This window comes from Mycobacterium toneyamaense, assembly GCF_055384815.1.
Genome location: NZ_AP040333.1, coordinates 5,432,948 through 5,452,023, shown reverse-complemented (window position 1 = coordinate 5,452,023; position 19,076 = coordinate 5,432,948). Strand labels below are relative to the sequence as shown.

At 69.8% G+C, this 19,076-nt stretch carries 19 protein-coding genes and 1 tRNA gene; 14 read left to right on the top strand and 6 right to left on the bottom strand.

Annotated features, from left to right (window positions below; translation table 11 throughout):
- Positions 1 to 21 precede the first annotated feature (21 nt).
- Positions 22 to 792, top strand: a complete 771-nt coding sequence (locus tag ACZ5IQ_RS26425) for a Fic family protein (protein ID WP_212807327.1) — start codon at positions 22 to 24, stop codon at positions 790 to 792.
- 448 nt (positions 793 to 1,240) lie between these two features.
- On the opposite strand, the gene ACZ5IQ_RS26420 is transcribed toward ACZ5IQ_RS26425, so the two are convergent.
- On the bottom strand, positions 1,241 to 2,098 hold the full coding sequence (locus ACZ5IQ_RS26420; RefSeq protein WP_406774067.1) for an HAD-IB family hydrolase: 858 nt from the start codon (positions 2,096 to 2,098) through the stop codon (positions 1,241 to 1,243).
- A gap of 506 nt (positions 2,099 to 2,604) precedes the next feature.
- Here ACZ5IQ_RS26420 and ssd point away from each other — a divergent pair.
- The 8 genes from ssd (at position 2,605) to soxR (ending at position 7,684) form a co-directional block, all read left to right on the top strand.
- Positions 2,605 to 3,678 (top strand): septum site-determining protein Ssd, encoded by a 1,074-nt coding sequence (gene ssd, locus ACZ5IQ_RS26415; protein WP_406774068.1) that lies wholly within the window; start codon positions 2,605 to 2,607, stop codon positions 3,676 to 3,678.
- Positions 3,675 to 4,841, top strand: a complete 1,167-nt coding sequence (locus ACZ5IQ_RS26410) for a TadA family conjugal transfer-associated ATPase (RefSeq protein WP_406774069.1) — start codon at positions 3,675 to 3,677, stop codon at positions 4,839 to 4,841. The genes ssd and ACZ5IQ_RS26410 overlap by 4 nt, the downstream gene beginning before the upstream one ends.
- Complete coding sequence (locus ACZ5IQ_RS26405; protein WP_406774070.1) at positions 4,838 to 5,626, top strand: type II secretion system F family protein; 789 nt, start codon at positions 4,838 to 4,840, stop codon at positions 5,624 to 5,626. Before ACZ5IQ_RS26410 ends, ACZ5IQ_RS26405 begins: the two co-directional genes overlap by 4 nt.
- The gene (locus ACZ5IQ_RS26400; RefSeq protein ID WP_346415086.1) at positions 5,623 to 6,192 is read left to right on the top strand and encodes a type II secretion system F family protein; all 570 of its coding nucleotides are present in this window, start codon (positions 5,623 to 5,625) and stop codon (positions 6,190 to 6,192) included. The genes ACZ5IQ_RS26405 and ACZ5IQ_RS26400 overlap by 4 nt, the downstream gene beginning before the upstream one ends.
- Before the next feature lie 36 nt (positions 6,193 to 6,228).
- Positions 6,229 to 6,429: a DUF4244 domain-containing protein gene (locus ACZ5IQ_RS26395; RefSeq protein ID WP_406774071.1), complete on the top strand. Its 201-nt coding sequence runs from the start codon at positions 6,229 to 6,231 to the stop codon at positions 6,427 to 6,429.
- Positions 6,410 to 6,751 carry a TadE family type IV pilus minor pilin gene (locus ACZ5IQ_RS26390; RefSeq protein ID WP_346415084.1) on the top strand — a complete coding sequence of 114 codons (342 nt, stop codon included), beginning with the start codon at positions 6,410 to 6,412 and terminating at the stop codon, positions 6,749 to 6,751. Before ACZ5IQ_RS26395 ends, ACZ5IQ_RS26390 begins: the two co-directional genes overlap by 20 nt.
- A complete protein-coding gene (locus tag ACZ5IQ_RS26385) occupies positions 6,744 to 7,085 on the top strand; it encodes an Rv3654c family TadE-like protein (RefSeq protein WP_346415083.1) in 342 nt (113 codons plus the stop codon). Before ACZ5IQ_RS26390 ends, ACZ5IQ_RS26385 begins: the two co-directional genes overlap by 8 nt.
- Positions 7,086 to 7,195: 110 nt before the next feature.
- A complete protein-coding gene (soxR, locus tag ACZ5IQ_RS26380; RefSeq protein ID WP_346415082.1) occupies positions 7,196 to 7,684 on the top strand; it encodes a redox-sensitive transcriptional activator SoxR in 489 nt (162 codons plus the stop codon).
- A 12-nt stretch (positions 7,685 to 7,696) separates the two neighbouring features.
- On the opposite strand, the gene ACZ5IQ_RS26375 is transcribed toward soxR, so the two are convergent.
- Both ACZ5IQ_RS26375 and ACZ5IQ_RS26370 read right to left on the bottom strand, forming a co-directional pair.
- Positions 7,697 to 8,737, bottom strand: a complete 1,041-nt coding sequence (locus ACZ5IQ_RS26375) for a PAS domain-containing protein (RefSeq protein WP_346415081.1) — start codon at positions 8,735 to 8,737, stop codon at positions 7,697 to 7,699.
- Between the two features lie 55 nt (positions 8,738 to 8,792).
- The gene (locus ACZ5IQ_RS26370) at positions 8,793 to 11,135 is read right to left on the bottom strand and encodes a DEAD/DEAH box helicase (protein ID WP_346415080.1); all 2,343 of its coding nucleotides are present in this window, start codon (positions 11,133 to 11,135) and stop codon (positions 8,793 to 8,795) included.
- A 181-nt stretch (positions 11,136 to 11,316) separates the two neighbouring features.
- On the opposite strand from ACZ5IQ_RS26370, the gene ACZ5IQ_RS26365 reads away from it, so the two are divergent.
- From ACZ5IQ_RS26365 to topA, 3 genes are all read left to right on the top strand, one after another.
- A complete protein-coding gene (locus tag ACZ5IQ_RS26365; protein ID WP_020100960.1) occupies positions 11,317 to 11,520 on the top strand; it encodes a cold-shock protein in 204 nt (67 codons plus the stop codon).
- A 123-nt stretch (positions 11,521 to 11,643) separates the two neighbouring features.
- Positions 11,644 to 12,225 carry a hypothetical protein gene (locus ACZ5IQ_RS26360; protein ID WP_212807319.1) on the top strand — a complete coding sequence of 194 codons (582 nt, stop codon included), beginning with the start codon at positions 11,644 to 11,646 and terminating at the stop codon, positions 12,223 to 12,225.
- A 145-nt stretch (positions 12,226 to 12,370) separates the two neighbouring features.
- Positions 12,371 to 15,196, top strand: coding sequence for a type I DNA topoisomerase (gene topA / locus ACZ5IQ_RS26355; RefSeq protein ID WP_464480500.1), 2,826 nt, complete (start codon positions 12,371 to 12,373; stop codon positions 15,194 to 15,196).
- 58 nt (positions 15,197 to 15,254) lie between these two features.
- On the opposite strand, the gene ACZ5IQ_RS26350 is transcribed toward topA, so the two are convergent.
- Positions 15,255 to 16,850 (bottom strand): adenylate/guanylate cyclase domain-containing protein, encoded by a 1,596-nt coding sequence (locus ACZ5IQ_RS26350; protein WP_346415079.1) that lies wholly within the window; start codon positions 16,848 to 16,850, stop codon positions 15,255 to 15,257.
- Positions 16,851 to 16,933: 83 nt separating this feature from the next.
- Between ACZ5IQ_RS26350 and ACZ5IQ_RS26345 the strand changes: the two genes are divergently transcribed.
- Both ACZ5IQ_RS26345 and ACZ5IQ_RS26340 read left to right on the top strand, forming a co-directional pair.
- On the top strand, positions 16,934 to 18,166 hold the full coding sequence (locus tag ACZ5IQ_RS26345) for a DNA polymerase III subunit delta' (protein WP_346415078.1): 1,233 nt from the start codon (positions 16,934 to 16,936) through the stop codon (positions 18,164 to 18,166).
- 57 nt (positions 18,167 to 18,223) lie between these two features.
- Positions 18,224 to 18,299, top strand: a tRNA-Thr gene (locus ACZ5IQ_RS26340).
- A 12-nt stretch (positions 18,300 to 18,311) separates the two neighbouring features.
- Here ACZ5IQ_RS26340 and ACZ5IQ_RS26335 read toward each other — a convergent pair.
- Both ACZ5IQ_RS26335 and ACZ5IQ_RS26330 read right to left on the bottom strand, forming a co-directional pair.
- Positions 18,312 to 18,668 (bottom strand): hypothetical protein, encoded by a 357-nt coding sequence (locus tag ACZ5IQ_RS26335; protein ID WP_212807315.1) that lies wholly within the window; start codon positions 18,666 to 18,668, stop codon positions 18,312 to 18,314.
- A 36-nt stretch (positions 18,669 to 18,704) separates the two neighbouring features.
- Positions 18,705 to 19,049, bottom strand: coding sequence for a hypothetical protein (locus ACZ5IQ_RS26330; protein WP_029118980.1), 345 nt, complete (start codon positions 19,047 to 19,049; stop codon positions 18,705 to 18,707).
- Positions 19,050 to 19,076 lie beyond the last annotated feature (27 nt).

Sequence of the window (19,076 nt, the reverse complement as noted above, 5' to 3'; positions counted from 1 at the left end):
GTGGCACTACCGTGTGCGGACGTGGCTGCACCTGACCCGCTGGCTCCCCTGGCCGAACTGCCCGGCGTGGCCGAGGCCGGAGACGAGGCGCGTGAAGCGCTCGGCCGGGCCCACCGGCACAAGGTGAACCTGCGCGGTTGGCCGGCCACCGCGGCCGAGGCGTCGATGCGGGCCGCTCGGGCGTCGTCGGTACTTGACGGCGGATCCCTGAGCTTCAGTAAGGACGGCGAGGCCCCGGCGAAAGGTGAGCGCGCCGACGCGGTGCTCGCCGGCGCGCTGCGGGTGGCCGAAGCGCTCGAAGGCGGCGCGACCGCGCTCGTCGGCGTCTGGCAGCGCGCGCCGCTGCAGGCGATCGCCCGGCTGCACTCGCTGGCGGCCGCGGATCTGACGGACCCGGACCGGCTCGGCCGGCCCCGCACCGACGATCCGGACGTGGGCCGCCGGCTCGAGCTGCTCGGCGAGATCGTGAGCGGTGGGAGCCGGGTACCGGCGACCGTCCTCGCGGGCGTCGCTCATGGCGAACTACTGAGCCTGGCTCCATTCGGGGTCGCCGACGGTGTGGTGGCGCGCGCGGTGTCCCGATTGATCACCATGTCCAGTGGACTCGACCCGCACGGCCTCGGCGTTCCGGAGATGTACTGGATGCGCCAGGTCGGCGAATACCGTGCCGCGGCACGGGGCTTCGCGTCGGGCACGGCCGACGGGCTGACGGCGTGGTTGATCTGCAGCAGTCGCGCACTGCACGCCGGGGCCCGGGAGGCGCTGTCGATCGCGCAGGCCTCGGCCAAGTAGCGGGCTGTCCGCGATCTTCTCCAGCAAAGACGGAAACATAAAAGCGGGCGACGCTCCGTCGTCAGAGGACATCTGACTCGGCTCGCCGCCCGCTAGCACGGAACCCCGGTTACCAAGCGTGCTTGTCGGGTTGTGTGGGTGGCCTCGGCGTCCCTGCAATGCGCTGCGACTACAACCCCACCCAAGGGGTCCTCTTAGCCGTTCGCTTTTCGCAATTACGCAGGCCCACAACGCTTTTACCATTGTCGCGGTATGTGCTCCGCGTGGGTGCCGGTATTCCGTGCTGGGATGCCCTCTTCGGGAGGCCGAACCTTCTCTTCCGGTTCGGTCTTGGCCTCGGGGGGCTTCCGTGCTTCCTTTGTACTACGTGACCGCAGTCACATCAAGGGTCAATCACCGGCGATTTGTGATTGTTACGGAGCCGGTCTCAGCAACTCGCCAGTAGCTTTCAGAAGTTCAGTCGACGGAGCAGCGAGTACGTCACGGCGCCGGCCGCGAGGGCACTGGCGCCGACGGCCAGGGTGGTGGCCACGGCGGCGCCCGACGGTGCCGGCAGCCGGTCCCGCAGCGAGACCGGGCGGGTGAAGGTCAGTACCGGCCAGCCGCGGGCGACGGCCTCCTTGCGCAGGGCGCGGTCCGGGTTGACGACCGCCGGGTGGCCGACGGCCTCGAGCATCGGCAGATCGGTGATGGAGTCCGAGTAGGCGTAGCAGTGCTCGAGCGCATAGCCCTCGCGGGCCGCGAGTTCCTCGATCGCCTGGACCTTGCCTTCGGCGAAGCAGTAGAAGTCGACGTCGCCGGTGTACTTGCCGTCCGCGACCACCATGCGCGTGGCCATCGAATGGTTGGCACCGAGTTCGCGGGCGATGGGCGCGACGATCTCCTCGCCGGATGCCGAGACCACCACGACGTCGCGGCCGCACAGCTTGTGGTCGGCGATCAGGTTCGCGGCCTCGGCGAAGACCAGCGGGTCGACGATGTCATGCAGCGTCTCGGCGACGATCGACTTGACCTGTTCGACGTCCCAGCCGGTGCACATGTTGGTCAGGTAGGACCGCATGCGGTCCATCTGATCGTGGTCGGCGCCGGACATCAGGAACAGAAACTGTGCATAGGTGGACTTGAGGACGGCTTGCCGGTTCAGCAGTCCCTGGTTGAAAAAAGGTTTGCTAAAAGCGAGGGTGCTGGACTTGGCAATCACCGTTTTGTCGAGATCGAAGAAGGCCGCGGTGCGCACCGGAGCGCTCGACTCGGCCTCCTGACGCGGCGCGGCCGCGGCCCCGGCGGCCGGATCGGATGCGGTCACGGCTCCCAGCATATGCTCCGGAACGCCGGTGCCGGGTGGGCGGCGGTGTCGCCGTGTCGGTCGCCCGCGGGGTGGCCATCGCGGCGATTGACGTGCTGACACGCGCCTTTCACAGACAATCAACAGTTGCGCACAGCCCTGTTGACGTGTGTATAGTGGGCATTACCCGGCCAGCGCCGGGTGTGCATCAGCCCGACCCCCCGGGGCTGATCCACGACGACCTCCGCCTCCTCCCCCCCTGGCGGGGGTCGTCCCTTTTTCGGGGTCAGTCGAATTCCTCGAGGCATGGCCTCTCCGGCGTCTTTCAACCGGCGCCCGATTGCTGTTTTCCCCGCGTGGCGCAGGTGCTGCGACCCAGGTCCATCGAGTGTCGTGGTGCATCCACGGAAAAGTTGCGGAACGACATTCTCACGACTCCGTCAATAAAGTTGTCCACAGTTTGCGATTCATCCACATTCTGCGTGCGGGCTCTGGTGCCGCGGCCCGCCCCGGATCACGGTGGATCCATGACTACGAACGGGGCACTGGCCCTGATCGCCGACCCCGGACTGCGCGAGGAAATCGAGCGCATCGCCGCGGCGGCGGGCATCCGGGTGGTGTACGCGGCGGAGCCCTCGGGCCGCAAGGCGTGGGCCGGTGCGGCGGCGGTCCTGCTGGACGTCGCGGCGGCGCGGCGCTGTCGCGAGCTCGGGATGCCGCGGCGGCCCGCCGTGGTGTTGATCGCCACCGACGCGCCGGACACCTGCGAGTTCGAGGCCGCGATGGTGATCGGTGCGCAGGAGGTCATCACCCTCCCCGGCCAGGAATCGGGGCTCGTCGGCGTCCTGTCGGATGCCGCGGCCGGTGAATCCGAGGGGCGCCGCGGCGCCGTGGTCGCGGTGATCGGCGGGCGCGGCGGCGGCGGTGCGTCGGTCTTCGCGATCGCGTTGGCGCAGGTCGCGGCTGAACCGGACCGCGAGTGCCTACTTGTCGATGTCGACGCCTGGGGTGGCGGCCTCGATCTCGCCCTGGGTGCCGAGGGCGATGCCGGCCTGCGCTGGCCGGACCTGACGGCAGCAGGGGGACGGCTCAGTTATCCGGCCCTGCGCGACGCGCTACCGCGCCGGCGCGGGGTGGTGGTGCTGTCGGCCGGCCGCACCGGTGCCGAGTTGAGGCCGACGGCGCTCGCCGCGGTGATGGACGCCGGGAGCCGCGCCGGCGCGACCGTCATCTGCGACGTGCCGCGGCAGTCGTCGGCGGCGGCGGAGACCGTACTGGCCGCAGCCGATCTCGTGGTCGTGGTGACGCCGGCAGAGGTGCGCGCCTGCGCGGCGACCCGGGTCGTGGCCGACTGGGTGACGGCCGTCAACCCGAATGTCGGCCTCGTGGTCCGGGGTCCCGCGCCCGGTGGGCTGCGCGCCGCCGAGATGTCCACGATCCTCGGACTGCCGCTGCTGGCGGCCATGCGTGCGGAGAGCAACCTCGACGGCGCGCTGGAGCGGGGCGGTCTCGGCCGGAGTCTGCGGAGCCGGTCACCGCTGGCCGTCGCCGCCCGTCGTGTCCTCACGGTGCTGCGCCAACAGCCGGGGGAGGCGGCGTGACGTCGTCGTTGGTGGACCGCGTCCGGGAACGCCTGGCCGCGCAGACCAGTGGTGCCCTGCATCCGAACGCGGTGGCGGCGGCGATCCGCGCCGAGTCCGGCGGCGTGGTCGCCGACAGCGACGTGCTGGCCGGTATGCGGCTGCTGCAGACCGAACTGACCGGTGCCGGAATTCTGGAACCGCTGCTGCGGGCACCGGGTACCACCGACGTGCTGGTCAGCGCACCCGACGAGGTGTGGGTCGACGACGGAAACGGGTTGCGCCGCAGCGCGATCCGATTCCCGGACGAGAATGCCGTACAGCGCCTGGCGCAGCGGCTCGCGCTGGCGGCCGGGCGGCGGCTCGATGATTCGCAGCCCTGGGTCGACGGCCACCTCGGCGGTATCGGCGGTGGCTTGACCGTGCGGTTGCATGCCGTGCTGCCGCCGATCGCCGCCGCGGGCACCTGCCTCTCGCTGCGGGTCCTGCGGCCCGCGACGCAGGACCTGGCCGGCCTCGTCGGCTCCGGGGCCATCGCGCCGCCCGCCGTCCCGCTCATCGCCGACATCGTCGCGGCGCGGCTGGCCGTTTTGGTTTCCGGGGGGACCGGCGCCGGCAAGACCACCATGTTGTCCGCGCTGCTCGGAGCTGTCGACCCCGCGGAGCGGATCGTCTGCGTCGAGGACGCCGCCGAGCTGGCACCGCAACATCCGCACCTGGTCCGGCTGGTCGCGCGCGGTGCCAATGTCGAGGGCGTCGGCGAGGTGACGGTGCGTGACCTGGTCCGGCAGGCACTGCGGATGCGCCCCGATCGCATCGTGGTCGGCGAGGTCCGCGGTGCGGAGGTCGTGGATCTGCTCGCGGCGCTCAACACCGGCCACGAGGGCGGGGCCGGGACGGTGCATGCGAACAGCCCCGCCGAGGTGCCCGCCCGCATGGAAGCGCTCGCCGCGGTCGGCGGGTTGGACCGCGCCGCACTGCATTCGCAACTGGCGGCCGCGTGCCAGGTGGTGCTGCACACCGCGCGGACCCGCGATGGGCACCGGCACCTGAGTGAGATCGCGGTGCTGCGCCGGGCCACGGACGGGACCGTCACGGTCGTGACCGCCTGGCACGTCGACCGGGGCGCCGGTCCGGGCATGCCCGCGCTGAGCGAACTGCTGGCTGCGCGGGGCCGGTCGTGAGTCCCGCGCTGCTGTTGGCGCTGGCCGTGCTGGTCGCGCCCGGCCCGTGTGGGCCAACGCGGTTGGGACATCGAAAACGCTTGGCGGAATCGGGTTCTCGCGGTCGACCGCGGTTGCTCTGGTCGGTGGCGGCCGTGCTCGCCGTCGTGGCGCTCGTCGTCCTGCCGCTGCCGGTGCTGCTGGCCGGGGCGGCGGTGGTCGGGACCGTCGGGCTCCGGTGGCGGCGCTCGCGGCAGGCGGCGCAGCGTGCCGAGGAAGCACAGACCCTGCAGGGTGCACTCGGCATTCTGGTCGGCGAATTGCGGGCCGGGGCGCATCCGGTCGCGGCGTTCGATGCCGCGGCCCATGAAGTGGACGGGCCCGTCGCGGTGGCGTTGGGGGAGGTCGCGGCGCGGGCGAGGCTGGGGGCCGACGTCTCGGCCGGTCTGCGCGCCGTCGCGGCATCGTCGGCGCTGCCGGCCCATTGGCAGCGCCTCGCCGTGTACTGGCAGTTGGCGCTCGACCACGGCCTGGCCATCGCCCCGCTGATGCGCGCCGCTGAGCGTGACGTCGTTGCACGGGAACGCTTTACGTCGCGGATCCGGGCGGGCATGGCAGGTGCGCGAACGACGGCAGCCGTGCTGTCGGGGCTGCCCGCACTCGGAATTGTGTTGGGGCAGTTGATCGGTGCGCACCCCGTGCGTTTCCTGGTGGGCGAGGGCGCGGCCGTGCTGGCGGTCGGTGTGGTGCTGTGCTGCCTCGGGTTGCTGTGGTCGGACCGGATCATCACACGGGCGCAGCGATGAGCGCGGTGCCGGTTCTCCTGCTCGCCGTGGCGATTCTGCTGATCCCCGGCCCAGCGGTGTACCGAATCCGGCCCCGTCCGCCGGACCGGTTCTCGCCGACCGCGGCGCCGGACGACCCGCTGGCGGTGCCGTCGAGCCTGGACGTGCTGGCAGCCTGCCTTTCGGCCGGCATGGCGACCGGTGCGGCGGCCGGGGCGGCGGTCGCGTCGGCACCGGCTGATCTGGCGGGCGTCCTGCGCCGCGCGGCCGAACTTCTGGCACTGGGTGCCGGCCCCGCGACGGCCTGGGCGGAGCCGAGTCGTGGTACGGACCCGCACGTGATCGCACTGCTCCGGCTGGCGCGGCGGTCGGCGTCGTCGGGCGCCGCGATGGCGCAGGGCGTCGCCGAACTGGCCGAGCAGGCCAGGGCCGACGCCGGTGATGCGGCGGACGCGGCCGCCGAGCGGGCCAATGTGTTGATCGCCGGGCCCCTCGGGCTCTGTTATCTGCCGGCATTCGTCTGTCTCGGCATCGTGCCGGTGGTCGCCGGCCTGGCCGGTGACGTGTTCCGGTCCGGGGTGTTCTGATCGCAACAACTGATCGCAACAAGGGGAGGAAAAACCATGAAGATGAACAGCTTTCGCGCGCTCGAGGCCCGCGTGACCATGCTGCTCACCGACGAGAGCGGGATGTCGACCGTCGAATATGCCATCGGGACGGTGGCGGCTGCGGCGTTCGGCGCCATCCTCTACACGGTGGTCACGGGGGACTCGATTGTCAGCGCCCTGACCAACATCATCGCCCGTGCCCTCACCACCAAGTGATGACCGGGGTGGCGTCACGGTCGAGGCGGCGTTCTCGGTTGCCGCACTCATCGCGGTCGCAGTGCTCGGTATCGGTGGGCTCGGCGCGGTCTCGGCGCAGGTGCGCTGCATCGACGCGGCCCGGGAAGCGGCCCGTCTCGCGGCCCGCGGTGACGACCGTGCCGCCGTCGACACGGCCCGGCGCACCGGCCCGGACGGGGCCTCGGTTGAGGTGCGACGCGACGGCGGGCGAATCGTCGCGCGGGTCCGCGTTCCCGCACCGTTGCTGCCCGGCGTCACCGTGGGGGCCGAGGCCGTGGCGGCACCCGAACCTGGTGCGTGACGAACGGGGCTCGGCGACGGTGTTCGCGGTCGCGCTCATCGTGGTGCTGATCGGGCTCATGACGGGGGCTGCCGCCGTGGGCGCCGCGGTGATCGGCCGGCATCGCGCCCAGTCAGCGGCCGACCTGGCCGCACTCGCCGCCGCGGGCGCACTGGTTGCCGGACCCAGTCAGTCCTGTGGCCGGGCGGTCGCGGTTGCCGAAGCCATGGGCAGCCGGGTTGGTAACTGCGCGGTGCAGCGGCTGGATGTGGTGGTCGACGTGGAGGTGCCGGTGCGATTCGGTCGCTGGCACCTCGGCGACGCGCACGGCCGGGCCCGCGCCGGGCCAGGCTGACGGCAGCGCGATGGTCACAACGATCAGGAGGACGCAGAAGAAGAGGTCACCCCACCCGGGCCGATCGGTCGTTGTGTCACTTGCCATGTCACTACCGTAGAATCTCAACTATGGTTGAGATCAAGCGTATGGGTCCGACCGACCTCCTGACCATCGGGGAGATCGTCAAGCGGACGGGAGTCTCCGCGTCCGCGTTGCACTTCTACGAGCGAAAGGGGCTGATCCACCCCGAACGCACGTCGGGCGGGACGCGGTTGTACCCGCGTCACCTCGAGCGCCGCATCGCCGTCATCCAGGTGGCGAAGCGGCTCGGCATTCCGCTCAGTGAGGTGGCCGAGCACTTTCAGACGCTGCCCGACGACCGGATGCCGTCATTGCGCGACTGGACCAGGCTCAACAAGCGGTGGCGGGCGCAACTGCGTGAACGGCAGCTCGAATTGGAGCGGCTGCAGTCCGAGATGGACCAGTGCATCGGGTGCGGGTGTATCTCGCTCAACCATTGTCTGGTCATCAACCCCGGCGACACGCTCGCCGCCGAAGGGCCGGGTGCGCGGCGCCTGCTGCCGTTCGACGGGTCGAATCCGGCTGGCGCCGAATAGAACTCGTCTGGGTCAGGATTCCGGCACGTCGTCGTTCAGCCGGTCCCCGGCTGCCACCAGCTCTCCGTAGGTGGGCAGTCGCAGGGACAGCAGGCCGGCGAAGGTGTCGTCGGCGACCTGGAGCCGGTGCGCGGTGACGTGAATCGGCACCCACCCGCCGTCGTTGGCGCGCAACCGGAGCACCCGCGATGTCGGTCCGCTGCCGAATTCGACCGTCATGACGGCCATCTCGGCGATCTCGTTGGGGTGCACCACGGTTTCGGACGTCGCGTCGGCGCTCCAGTCGAAGAGCGGACAGGGCTCGTCGACCCACTTGATGAGCTTCCAGGTGTTCAGATCGACCAAGGCCCGGTACACGCCGGGAACGGCCGGGCCGCCCGCGAGCTGCTGCGCCCGGTCGAGCGGGGTGGCCGCCGAAGTGTCGCGCACGCCGCGCCAGTTCATGGCCCGGCAGATCAGCCGATCTCGGTCGTCCTCGTCGGGCTCGTTGAGCACCCGCGCGGCGAATCCGACGCTGATGGGCCGGCCCCGGAAGTCGGTCATTTCCCAAGTGCTGGTGAAGGTTTGGCCCGGTTCGGGTTTGAGCACGGCCGAGATGACCCGCGCCTCGTTCGGGTTGAGCTTGCGGGTCTGCAGGTCGTCGGCGAACGCCCGGCCGTGGGTGGCCTCGGCCGCCGGGTTGAGGCCGCTGTTGGCCAGCGACTCCATGGTGTCGGTCGCGATGCCGTTGGTCAGGTCCCACTTCAGAGGACCGGGGATCATCCGGTCCGGTGGGTCGGCATCGGGAGCGCCGACCCAGACATGGACGCCATGGATGCGGCCGTCGGTCATCTGCACCACTTCGGTCCGGATCACCCGGTCGCTCTTGGGTGTGATGCTCGTCAGTGGCAGGCCCGCGCGGACGGTTTCCCCGATCGCCGACTGGATGGCCATCAGACTCGCGTTGCGCCGCAGGAAAGTGCTGATGGGAACCATGTCCTGGGTTTGCTGCCCCAACGCGACGACGGCAGGTTCGGCGCCGAGGGTCTCGACGAGGAGCCAGTCGTCCGTCATGGTCGTAGTTTATCCGTTTCGGCGCTCTTTGCTCTGCCCGGCTGCGGCCTGCCGCCTACCTGCCGTGGGCTGCCAAAGTGTCCACTACCAGGCGAAGTACCTGGACAGCACCGGCTTTGTCCAGGGGATCGTTCGCGTTGCCGCACTTGGGCGATTGCACACAGGAGGGGCAACCGTGACGGCACTCACACGCGGCGATCGCCGCGGCCGTCGCGGCCCACCAGGTGGACAGCTGCCGGAACCCGCGGTCGGCGAACCCGGCGCCGCCCGGATAGCCGTCGTACACGAAAATCGTTGGCAGGCCGGACAAGTCGCCGGGGGCGGGGCCGGCCGCGGTCGACACCCCACCGATGTCGCCCCGGTCGCAGCTGGCCACCAGCGGCAGCAGGCCTATCGCGGCATGCTCGGCAGCGTGCAGTGCACCGGGTACGCGCAGCGGATCAATCCCCTTGTCCAGCAATATCTCCGGGGTCATGGTGCACATGACCGCCATGGTGTCCAGCGTGCGGGTCGGCATGTCCAGGTCGACGAAATCGAGCACGGTGCCGTCCATGGCCCGGCGCAGGAAGCCCACGACGGTGTTGGACACCGACACCGGGACCAGGCCGATGGCGACGGGCCCGAACCGGTGGATCTCTCCGGTACCGCGCACGCTGATATCGGTGACCTCCCGGGCCGACGTGGTGTACCCGGGATCCTCGGCGTGCACGAAGGCGACGCCGGCCTCGAAGTCGAGTGCGTCGACCAGGAACGTCTCACCCTGGTGCAGGTGGACGGCGCCCGGATGCACCGAGGCCGGTGCCTGCCCGGCGCCGGTGCTGCCCAGCATGCGTCCGGTTCCGGACTCCAGGATGGCGATCTGCCCGCCGGACGAGCCCCGGATGTCCACGGCGGGATGCGGATCCACGCCGGGCGCCGGGAAGTAGCCGGCGGGACGCTTGCGCAGCAGGCCGTCGTCGACGAGGGATTCGGCCACCGCTTCGGCGTCCCACATCCGCACCTCGGCCGGGGTCAGTGGGAGTTCGGTTGCCGCGCACAGTAATTGCGGGGACAGCACGAAGGGATTGGCGGGATCGATGACGATCCGCTCGATGGGTTTGTCGAGCAGCGCGGCGGGATGGTGCACCAGATAGGTGTCGAGCGGGTCGTCGCGCGCGATCAGCACGATCAGCGCGCTCTGACCGCGCCGTCCGGCCCGGCCGGCCTGCTGCCAGAAGGACGCCACCGTGCCGGGGAACCCGGCCAGCACCACCGCGTCCAGTCCGGCGATGTCGACGCCGAGTTCCAGCGCGTTCGTGGTCGCCAGGCCACGCAATTCGCCTTCCGTCAGTGCATGTTCCAGCGCCCGGCGGTCCTCGGCGAGATACCCCGCGCGGTACGACGCCACCAGCGGGGCCAGGTCGGGTGCGACGTTCTCCAGCCGGGCCCGCGCGCCCAGCGCCGTCAACTCGGCGCCGATGCGCGAACGGACGAAGGTCAGGGTGCGGGCGCCTTCGGCGATCAGGTCGGCCATCACGCGCGAGGCCTCGGTGCCCGCGGCCCGGCGCACCGGGGCACCGTTCTCGCCGATCAGATCGGTGAGCAGCGCGGGCTCCCACAGCGCCACCGTGCGGCCGCCGTGCGGCGAGCCGTCCTCGGTGATGGCGGTGACGGTCTGGCCGAGCAGCTCGGACGCCGTCTGCGCCGGGGCGGCCGTGGTCGCGCTGGCGAACACCACCGTGGGTGCGGACCCGTACCGGTCGCACAGCCGTAGCAGCCGGCGCAGCACCATCGCGACATTGGAACCGAAAATGCCGCGGTAGTAGTGGCATTCGTCGATCACGACGTACTCGAGCTGCCGCAGGAACACCGCCCACCGGGAATGGTTGCGCAGCAGGGACAGGTGCACCATGTCGGGATTCGAGAAGATCCATCGGGATCGCTCCCGGGCGAATTGCCTTGCCTCGGTTGAGCTGTCGCCGTCGTAGGCGGACGGTGCGGTGTTGCTGAGGCCGGGAATCGTGGCGCACAGCGACTGCGCGGCCCGCAACTGGTCGTGGCCCAGCGCCTTGGTGGGGGACAGGTACAGGGCGCGGGCGTGCGCATCGGTTTGCAACGCATGCAGGATCGGCAGTTGGTAGGCCAGGGATTTACCGGACGCCGTGCCCGTCGCGATCACCACATGCCGCCCGGCATGTGCCAACTCGGCCGCGGCCACCTGGTGCGACCACGGCTGTGCCACACCACGATCGGTGAAGGCCTGCGCCACCTCGGCGCCAACCCAAGTGGGCCAGGGCATTCGGCGCGCCTGTCGCGGCGGCAGGTCGGCGACGTGCCGCAGCGGCTGCTCGCCGGCCGGCGTGCCGTCCAGCGCAGCCGACAACAGCGTGCGGCCGAAGTTCGACTGTCCCTGCGTCACAAGATGAATTGTTAACCACAGTTCGCTGTGCGACTGTTGCGGCAGCGTGGAACATGGTTGACTGATCTTGGTCGCAGCTTCTGTGTTCGTGTGTCCGCACCCGGGAACGTCGCCTGCGTTCCCGGTACGCCGGAAGACTCGGTGGACCGCACCCGCAGTAACAGAAGGAAATGAAGGACAAATGCCACAGGGGACTGTGAAGTGGTTCAACCCGGAGAAGGGTTACGGCTTCATTGAGCAGGAAGGCGGCGGAGGCGACGTCTTCGTCCACTACAAGCAGATTCAATCCAACGGGTTCCGCACCCTTGAGGAGAATCAGAAGGTCGACTTCGAGATCGAGCAGAGCCCCAAGGGTCCGCAGGCTCTGAACGTCCGCACCGTCTGAGGTTCACAGACTCCGTCGAACGCCCCCGCATCGTCAGCGACGAAGTGGGGGCGTTTCGCATCGCCGGGTAGGTCGCGCCCGGCCTCCCTGCCTTTTGGTGTGAGCTGGCCTACTGTCGGCAGGGTGAGTCAGCTGTCCTTCTTCTCGGCCGAGTCGGTGCCGCCTGCGGTCGCCGACCTGACCGGGTTGCTCGCCGCGCCGGGACAGGTGGTGATGGCTGGGGAAGCCAGAGTCCGGCTCTCCGTCGTCGTCGACGCGTTGTGGCGGGCCGAGGCGCTGGCCGAGATGATCGCCGAGGCGGGCCTGAAGCCCGAGATCACCCACACCGACGAGAAGACGCCGCTGGTGCGCACCGAGGCCGACGCCCGGCTGGCCCGGATGGCGCAGGACTGGACGCGCGGTGCGGTCAAAACCGTGCCCGACGGGTGGTTGCCGGGCCCCCGGGAGCTGCGCGCGTGGGTGCTGGCCGCGGGTACCGCGGAACCGAACGGCTACCTGTTGGGTTTGGATCCGCACGCACCGGATACCCATTCGACGTTGGCGTCGGCACTTATGCGAGTCGGTATCGCGCCGACCCTGATCGGGACGCGGGGTCACCATCCGGCCCTGCGGATCAGCGGCCGTCGGAGGTTGTTGCGCCTGGTAGAGAACGTGGGCGAGCCGCCCGGGTTCACGGAGGCGTTTCTCCAATGGCCCCGGATTTAGGGGATGCAGCCCGTATATTTTGGCCGCATCCGGTTTGCGTAGGCTCGCGCGGAGTGTCAAATTGTGACTTGCCTTGGAACCGGATGACCGTTAGGCATTCATTCGGTGTCCTAGTGCCGACCAAGAAGTGGAGCGTATAGATACGGTGGCTGACCTCGATGGTGCCGGTAGCGGCAGCCGGGTCCGGCGACTCGTCATAGTCGAGTCGCCTACCAAGGCGCGCAAGATTGCCGGTTACCTCGGCTCCAACTATGTCGTCGAATCGTCGCGCGGACACATTCGCGACCTCCCGCGCAACGCCGCGGACGTGCCGGCCAAATATAAAGGTGAGCCCTGGGCGCGCCTCGGCGTGAACGTCGACGACAACTTCGAGCCGCTCTACATCGTCAGCCCCGACAAGAAGGCCACGGTCACCGAGCTCAAGGACCTGCTCAAGGGTGTCGACGAGCTCTACCTCGCGACGGACGGTGACCGCGAGGGGGAGGCCATCGCGTGGCACCTGCTCGAGACGCTCAAGCCCAAGGTGCCGGTCCGGCGCATGGTGTTCCATGAGATCACCGAGCCCGCCATCCTGGCCGCCGCCGAGAACCCGCGCGACCTGGACATCGCCCTGGTCGACGCGCAGGAGACCCGTCGTATCCTCGACCGGCTCTACGGCTACGAAGTCAGCCCGGTGCTGTGGAAAAAGGTCGCGCCGAAGCTGTCGGCGGGCCGCGTGCAGTCGGTCGCGACCCGGATCATCGTGCAGCGCGAGCGCGAACGCATGGCGTTCCGCAGCGCCGGCTACTGGGACGTCACCGCTGAGCTGGACGCCAGCGTCTCCGATGCCGAAGCGTCCCCGCCGAAGTTCACCGCCAAGCTCAACACCGTCGACGGCCGACGCGTGGCCTCCGGCCGTGATTTCGACTCTCTCGGCGCCGTCAAGAAGCCCGACGAGGTGCTGGTCCTCGACGAGGCCGCTGCGGGCGCCCTGGCCGCCGGGTTGCGCGGCGAGTCGCTGACCGTCAGCTCGGTGGAGCAGAAGCCGTACACGCGCAAGCCCTACGCCCCGTTCATGACGTCGACGCTGCAGCAGGAAGCCGGCCGCAAGCTGCGGTTCTCCTCCGAGCGCACCATGAGCATCGCGCAGCGGCTGTACGAGAACGGCTACATCACCTACATGCGTACCGACTCCACGACGCTGTCGGAGTCGGCGATCAACGCCGCGCGCACGCAGGCCGGGCAGCTGTACGGGCCGGAGTACGTCCACCCGACGCCGCGGCAGTACACCCGCAAGGTCAAGAACGCCCAGGAGGCACACGAAGCCATCCGCCCCGCGGGTGACGTGTTCCAGACCCCGGGCCAGCTGCACGGCGCGCTGGACACCGACGAGTTCCGGCTCTACGAGCTCATCTGGCAGCGCACCGTCGCCTCCCAGATGGCCGACGCCCGCGGCACGACGCTGTCGCTCCGCATCTCCGGCCAGGCCCGGACGGGCGAGCAGGTCGTCTTCAGCGCCTCCGGCCGCACCATCACGTTCGCCGGCTTCCTCAAGGCCTACGTCGAGAGCCTCGACGAGCAGGCCGGCGGCGAGGCCGACGACGCCGAGAGCCGCCTGCCGAACCTCACGCAGGGCCAGCGCGTGGACGCCGCCGAGCTCACCGCCGACGGGCACACCACCAACCCGCCGGCCCGGTACACCGAGGCCTCGCTCATCAAGGCGCTGGAAGACCTGGGCATCGGGCGCCCGTCGACGTACTCGTCGATCATCAAGACCATCCAGGACCGCGGCTATATCTATAAGAAGGGCAGCGCCCTCGTGCCGGCCTGGGTGGCGTTCGCGGTCGTCGGGCTGCTCGAACAGCACTTCGGGCGCCTGGTCGACTACGACTTCACCGCCGCCATGGAGGACGAACTCGACGAGATCGCCGCCGGCAACGAGCAGCGCACCAACTGGCTGACCAACTTCTACTTCGGCGGCGACCACGGCGTCGAAGGGTCGGTGGCCCGCGAGGGTGGCCTGAAGAAGCTCGTCGGCGTCAACCTCGAAGGTATCGACGCGCGAGAAGTCAACTCCATCAAGCTGTTCGACGACGCCGAAGGCCGGGCCATCAACGTCCGCGTCGGCCGTAACGGGCCGTACCTGGAGCGGATGATCGCCGATGACGAGAACCCCGGTGAGCTGAAACCGCAGCGCGCCAACCTCAATGACGATCTGACGCCCGACGAGCTGACCCTCGAACTGGCCGAGAAGCTCTTCGCCACACCGCAAGAGGGCCGCGTCCTGGGTGTCGACCCGGAGACCGGGCACGAGATCGTCGCCAAGGACGGCCGGTACGGGCCGTACGTCACCGAGGTGCTGCCGGCACCGCCGGAGGAGCCGGACGCCGGCACCGGCGCGAAGAAGACCAAGAAGCCCGTCGGCCCCAAGCCGCGCACCGGATCTCTGCTGCGCTCAATGGATCTCGAGACCGTGACGCTCGATGACGCACTCAAGCTGCTGTCGTTGCCGCGCGTCGTCGGTGTCGACCCGGAGAGCAAAGAAGAGATCACCGCGCAGAACGGCCGTTACGGCCCATACCTCAAGCGCGGCACCGACTCTCGTTCGCTGGCCACCGAAGAGCAGATGTTCACCGTCACGCTCGAAGAGGCGCTGAAGATCTACGCCGAGCCGAAACGCCGTGGGCGCCAGGGCGCTGCCACGCCGCCGCTGCGTGAGCTGGGCACCGATCCGGTGTCGGGCAAGCCGATGGTCATCAAGGACGGCCGCTTCGGTCCGTACGTCACCGACGGTGAGACCAACGCCAGCCTGCGCAAGGGCGACGACGTCATGTCGATCACCGACGAGCGGGCCTCGGAGTTGTTGTCGGACAGGCGCGCTCGTGGTCCGGTGAAGAAGGCGGCGAAGAAGACCGCTGCCAAGAAGACGGCGGCGAAGAAGACGGCCGCCAAGAAGGCGCCGGCGAAGAAGGCCGCCGCGAAGAAGGCCTAGGCACATTTGCCGGACTTCTCAACGCAGCTCGTACCTCGCTGCTTGATCGGCGTCCGGCCTAGCTGGCGGCTTCGGTTTCGGGAGCCGGCCGCGGCGACGCCAGCGACAGCGGCCGCGCCAGCTGTGTGGGCGCGGACCGGCCGCGCAGCTCGACGGTCTCGCCGACGTCCCAGCACAGTGCCTCGGCGTCCAGCGCACCGCTGACCGCGATCGCCGATGCCAACACGTGGCCCTCTTCGAGCTTGGCGAGCTCGGTCAGGCGGGCGGCCTCGTTCACCGGGTCGCCGATCACGGTGTACTCGAAGCGGGCCAGCGCGCCGATGTGGCCGGCGATGGCGCGGCCCGCCGATACGCCGATACCGAACTCCGTGGTGCCCAGCACCGTCACCAGTTCGTCGTGCAGATCACGGGACGCGGCCAGCGCGGCACCGGAGGCGTCCGGGTGCTCGATGGGGGCGCCGAAGATGGCCAGCGCCGCGTCACCCTGGAACTTGTTGACGAACCCGCCGTGCCGGTTCACGGTGTCGACGATGATCCGGAAGAACTCGTTGAGGATCGACACCACCTCGGCGGCGGGCCGCGTCGACGCCAGCTGCGTCGACCCGATCAGGTCGATGAACAGCACCGCGACGTCGCGTTCCTGGCCGCCCAGCTCGGTGCCGCGCTCCAGGGCGCGGCGCGCGACGTCCTCGCCGACGTAGCGGCCGAACAGGTCGCGCAGGCGCTGCCGCTCGGACAGGTCGCGCACCATGTCGTTGAACCCGGCCTGCAGCAGGCCCAGCTCGCTGGCGTCGTAGATCTGCATGTGCGCGTTGTAGTTACCGCGCTGCACCTCACCCAGGGCCCAGCGCAGCTGGCGCAGCGGGTCGGCGATGGACATGGCGACCAGGACGTTGCCGGCCAGGCCGACGGCCAGCGCGGTGATCGCCAGCAGCAGGATGGGGGTGTTGAGCTGGTCGTTCTGGGCGATGAAGGTCGTGTACTGGCCGGCCAGCCGGGCCACGATGATGGCCAGCAGCGGCACGCCCGTCGACAGCACCCAGGTCAGGACCTGGCGCTGGATGACGCCGGGGGCCCGGAAGTTCTCGGGCACGCCGTCGCGCAGCGCCGCGACCGCGACGGGGCGCAGCACGCGCTCGGACTGCAGGTAGCCGATGATCGCGGTGGCGGTGGCGCCGAGCGCGCTGGCCACGGCGACGAACGGCGCCGAGCGGCTCGCCACCGGCCAGCTGGCGATGATGAACACCACCGAGCCGAGGAACCAGTTCCCGACGCTGATCAGCGTCCGGTAGTACGGCATCTTGAGCGCCCGGGTGCGGGCCAGCTCGGTGAATGCGGGGTCGTCGGCGTCGCCGTGCAGCGTGTCGCGCCGTTGCCAGCGGATCACGGGGATCAGCAGCCGCAGACTCAGCCAGGCCGCCACCACGAACGAGACGAACAGGACGGCCAGGAACACCGCCAGGTTCACCGCCGGCAGGTCCTGCAGCTGGATGCGATCTTCGGCCGGCAGACCGAACCGCAGGAAGCCCAGAACGAACAGGGCGCCGATGATGTCGGCCTGCAGCAGGCTCAGCGTGAACACCGGCCACGGGGTGCGCGCCACCCATCGGACGAACCCCCTGATTCGCCCGATGCGCTCTACATCGGTGGCCACCCGCTAACCGTATCCGGCCAGGGCGACGGATATTGCCGCTGCGCGCAGGTTCGTGTCGTCCGCGCCGGTTACTGTGGGGCGCGATGAGCGGAGTTTTCTCGCGTTTGGTCGGCCAGGATGCCGTGGAAGCCGAGTTGGTGGCCGCAGCGCGGGCGGCCCGGGGTGATTCGGCTCACAGCGGGCTCACAACCGGCAGCATGACGCATGCGTGGTTGATCACGGGGCCGCCCGGTTCGGGCCGGTCCATCGCCGCGGTGTGCTTTGCGGCGGCGCTGCAGTGCACTGCGGAGGCCGCCGAAGGCGGTCCGGGGTGCGGCGCCTGCCGCGCGTGTACGACGACCATGGCGGGCACGCACGCCGACGTCCGGCGCGTGATTCCCGAGGGGCTGTCGATCGGTGTCGACGAGATGCGCGCCATCGTGCAGACCGCGTCCCGGCGGCCCGGCACCGGCCGCTGGCAGATCGTCGTCGTCGAAGACGCCGACCGGCTCACCGAGGGCGCCGCCAACGCGCTGCTGAAGGTCGTCGAGGAGCCGCCGCCGTCGACGGTGTTCCTGCTGTGCGCGCCGTCGGTCGATCCCGAGGACATCGCGGTGACGCTGCGGTCGCGGTGCCGGCACGTGGCGTTGACGACGCCGCGGGCCGACGCCATCGCGCAGGTACTCATGGACAACGACGGGCTGTCCGAGGCCGACGCGCGCTGGGCGGCGTCGGTCAGCGGGGGACACGTCGGCCGGGCGCGCCGCCTTGCGACCGATCCGGACGCGCGATCACGCCGGGAGCGGGCCCTGGGCCTCGCCCGCGATGCCGCGACGCCGGCGCGCGCGTACGCGGCCGTGGAGGAGCTGGTCGCGGCCGCCGAGACCGAGGCCGTCGCGTTGACGGCCGGCCGCAACGAGGCCGAGACCGAGGAGCTCAAGACCGCGCTGGGCGCCGGTGGTACCGGTAAGGGCGCGGCGGGGGCACTGCGGGGCGCCGCGGGCGCTCTGAAGGACCTCGAGAAGCGGCAGAAGTCGCGGCAGACCCGGGCGTCGCGCGACGCGCTGGACCGCGCGCTGATCGACCTGGCCACCTATTTCCGTGATGCGCTGCTGGTGTCGTCGGGCGCGACGGGCGTGGCCGCCGCCAACCATCCGGACATGAGTGACAAGGCCGCCGCGATGGCCGCTCACGTGCCCGCCGACCAGCTGCTGCGGTGCATCGAGGCGGTGCTGGCCTGCCGCGAGGCACTGGCCACCAACGTCAAGCCGAAGTTCGCCGTCGACGCCATGGTGGCGACCATGGGTCAGGCTCTGCGGGCCGGACAACGGAACTGACTTTGGTTGCGCCGGACGCGTCCCGTAGACTCGTCCCGCCCCGCCTCGGTGGGGCGCGCCACCCTAGCTCAGTCGGTAGAGCAATTCACTCGTAATGAATAGGTCAGGGGTTCGATTCCCCTGGGTGGCTCCACAACTTTTTGCGCTACCGGCGCTGTTCGGGCTGCACGTGCGGGCCCGCGGACGGCGTCTCCGTAACCGGCGTCAACACGCTCGGGTCCAGGTTGAACTTCGGCTTGCGCATCGGGACGGCGATGCAGCCCTGAGCTTTTCCGTCGACGTACGAGCACTTCGTCTTGTCGCCGTTCTTGTCGGTCGTCGTGCAGGCCTCGTAGGAGTGCCCGCCCGCGACTTTGGATTCGTAGGTCTGGTTCGAACCCATGCAATCGCTGCCGACCGTGGCGTTGGCGCCGGGCGCGGACAGGATCGCCGGAACGGCGTACAGCGCGGCAGCACTCAGCAGGGCGGCCAATGTCGGCTTGATCATCGAGTTCGTGTTCATTGCTGGATTCCTTTTCGGGGTGGTGGACGACGGGGGTCAGGAGCGATCGACCTGAACCGGGACGAGGTCACCGGTCGGGATGTGGGGGCCTTTCACAGCCGTCCGCGGCACGGTGATGCAGCCCTGCGGTTTGTGATTGATTTCGGAGCACTGGGTTTTGACGCCGTCCGAGTTGGTCGTGGTGCAGCTCGCGACGATCGACCCGTCCGACCGCGTCCCGAGGGCGAAGGTGCCGTTGCCTTTTGTGCAGCGCTCGGCCAGGGAATCTGCGCTTGCGATGGGCGTCGTCAGCGCCAGCGGGGCCACGTACAGCGCAGCCGTGCCGATGAGCGCGGCCAGTGCGATGCGCTTGCCGTTTGCGGTCCCGGTGGTGGTGGTCATGGGAGTTCTCCTTTTCCTGTGGTCACA

What these genes read in the sequence shown, in the direction of transcription:
- soxR (WP_346415082.1), top strand. Translation starts at nt 7,196, where the DNA reads ATGGTTGAGATCAAGCGTATGGGTCCGACCGACCTCCTGACCATCGGG.
- ACZ5IQ_RS26335 (WP_212807315.1), bottom strand. Translation starts at nt 18,668, where the DNA reads ATGAACACGAACTCGATGATCAAGCCGACATTGGCCGCCCTGCTGAGT.
- ssd (WP_406774068.1), top strand. Translation starts at nt 2,605, where the DNA reads ATGACTACGAACGGGGCACTGGCCCTGATCGCCGACCCCGGACTGCGC.
- ACZ5IQ_RS26345 (WP_346415078.1), top strand. Translation starts at nt 16,934, where the DNA reads ATGAGCGGAGTTTTCTCGCGTTTGGTCGGCCAGGATGCCGTGGAAGCC.
- ACZ5IQ_RS26400 (WP_346415086.1), top strand. Translation starts at nt 5,623, where the DNA reads ATGAGCGCGGTGCCGGTTCTCCTGCTCGCCGTGGCGATTCTGCTGATC.
- ACZ5IQ_RS26330 (WP_029118980.1), bottom strand. Translation starts at nt 19,049, where the DNA reads ATGACCACCACCACCGGGACCGCAAACGGCAAGCGCATCGCACTGGCC.
- ACZ5IQ_RS26395 (WP_406774071.1), top strand. Translation starts at nt 6,229, where the DNA reads ATGAAGATGAACAGCTTTCGCGCGCTCGAGGCCCGCGTGACCATGCTG.
- ACZ5IQ_RS26365 (WP_020100960.1), top strand. Translation starts at nt 11,317, where the DNA reads ATGCCACAGGGGACTGTGAAGTGGTTCAACCCGGAGAAGGGTTACGGC.
- ACZ5IQ_RS26375 (WP_346415081.1), bottom strand. Translation starts at nt 8,737, where the DNA reads ATGACGGACGACTGGCTCCTCGTCGAGACCCTCGGCGCCGAACCTGCC.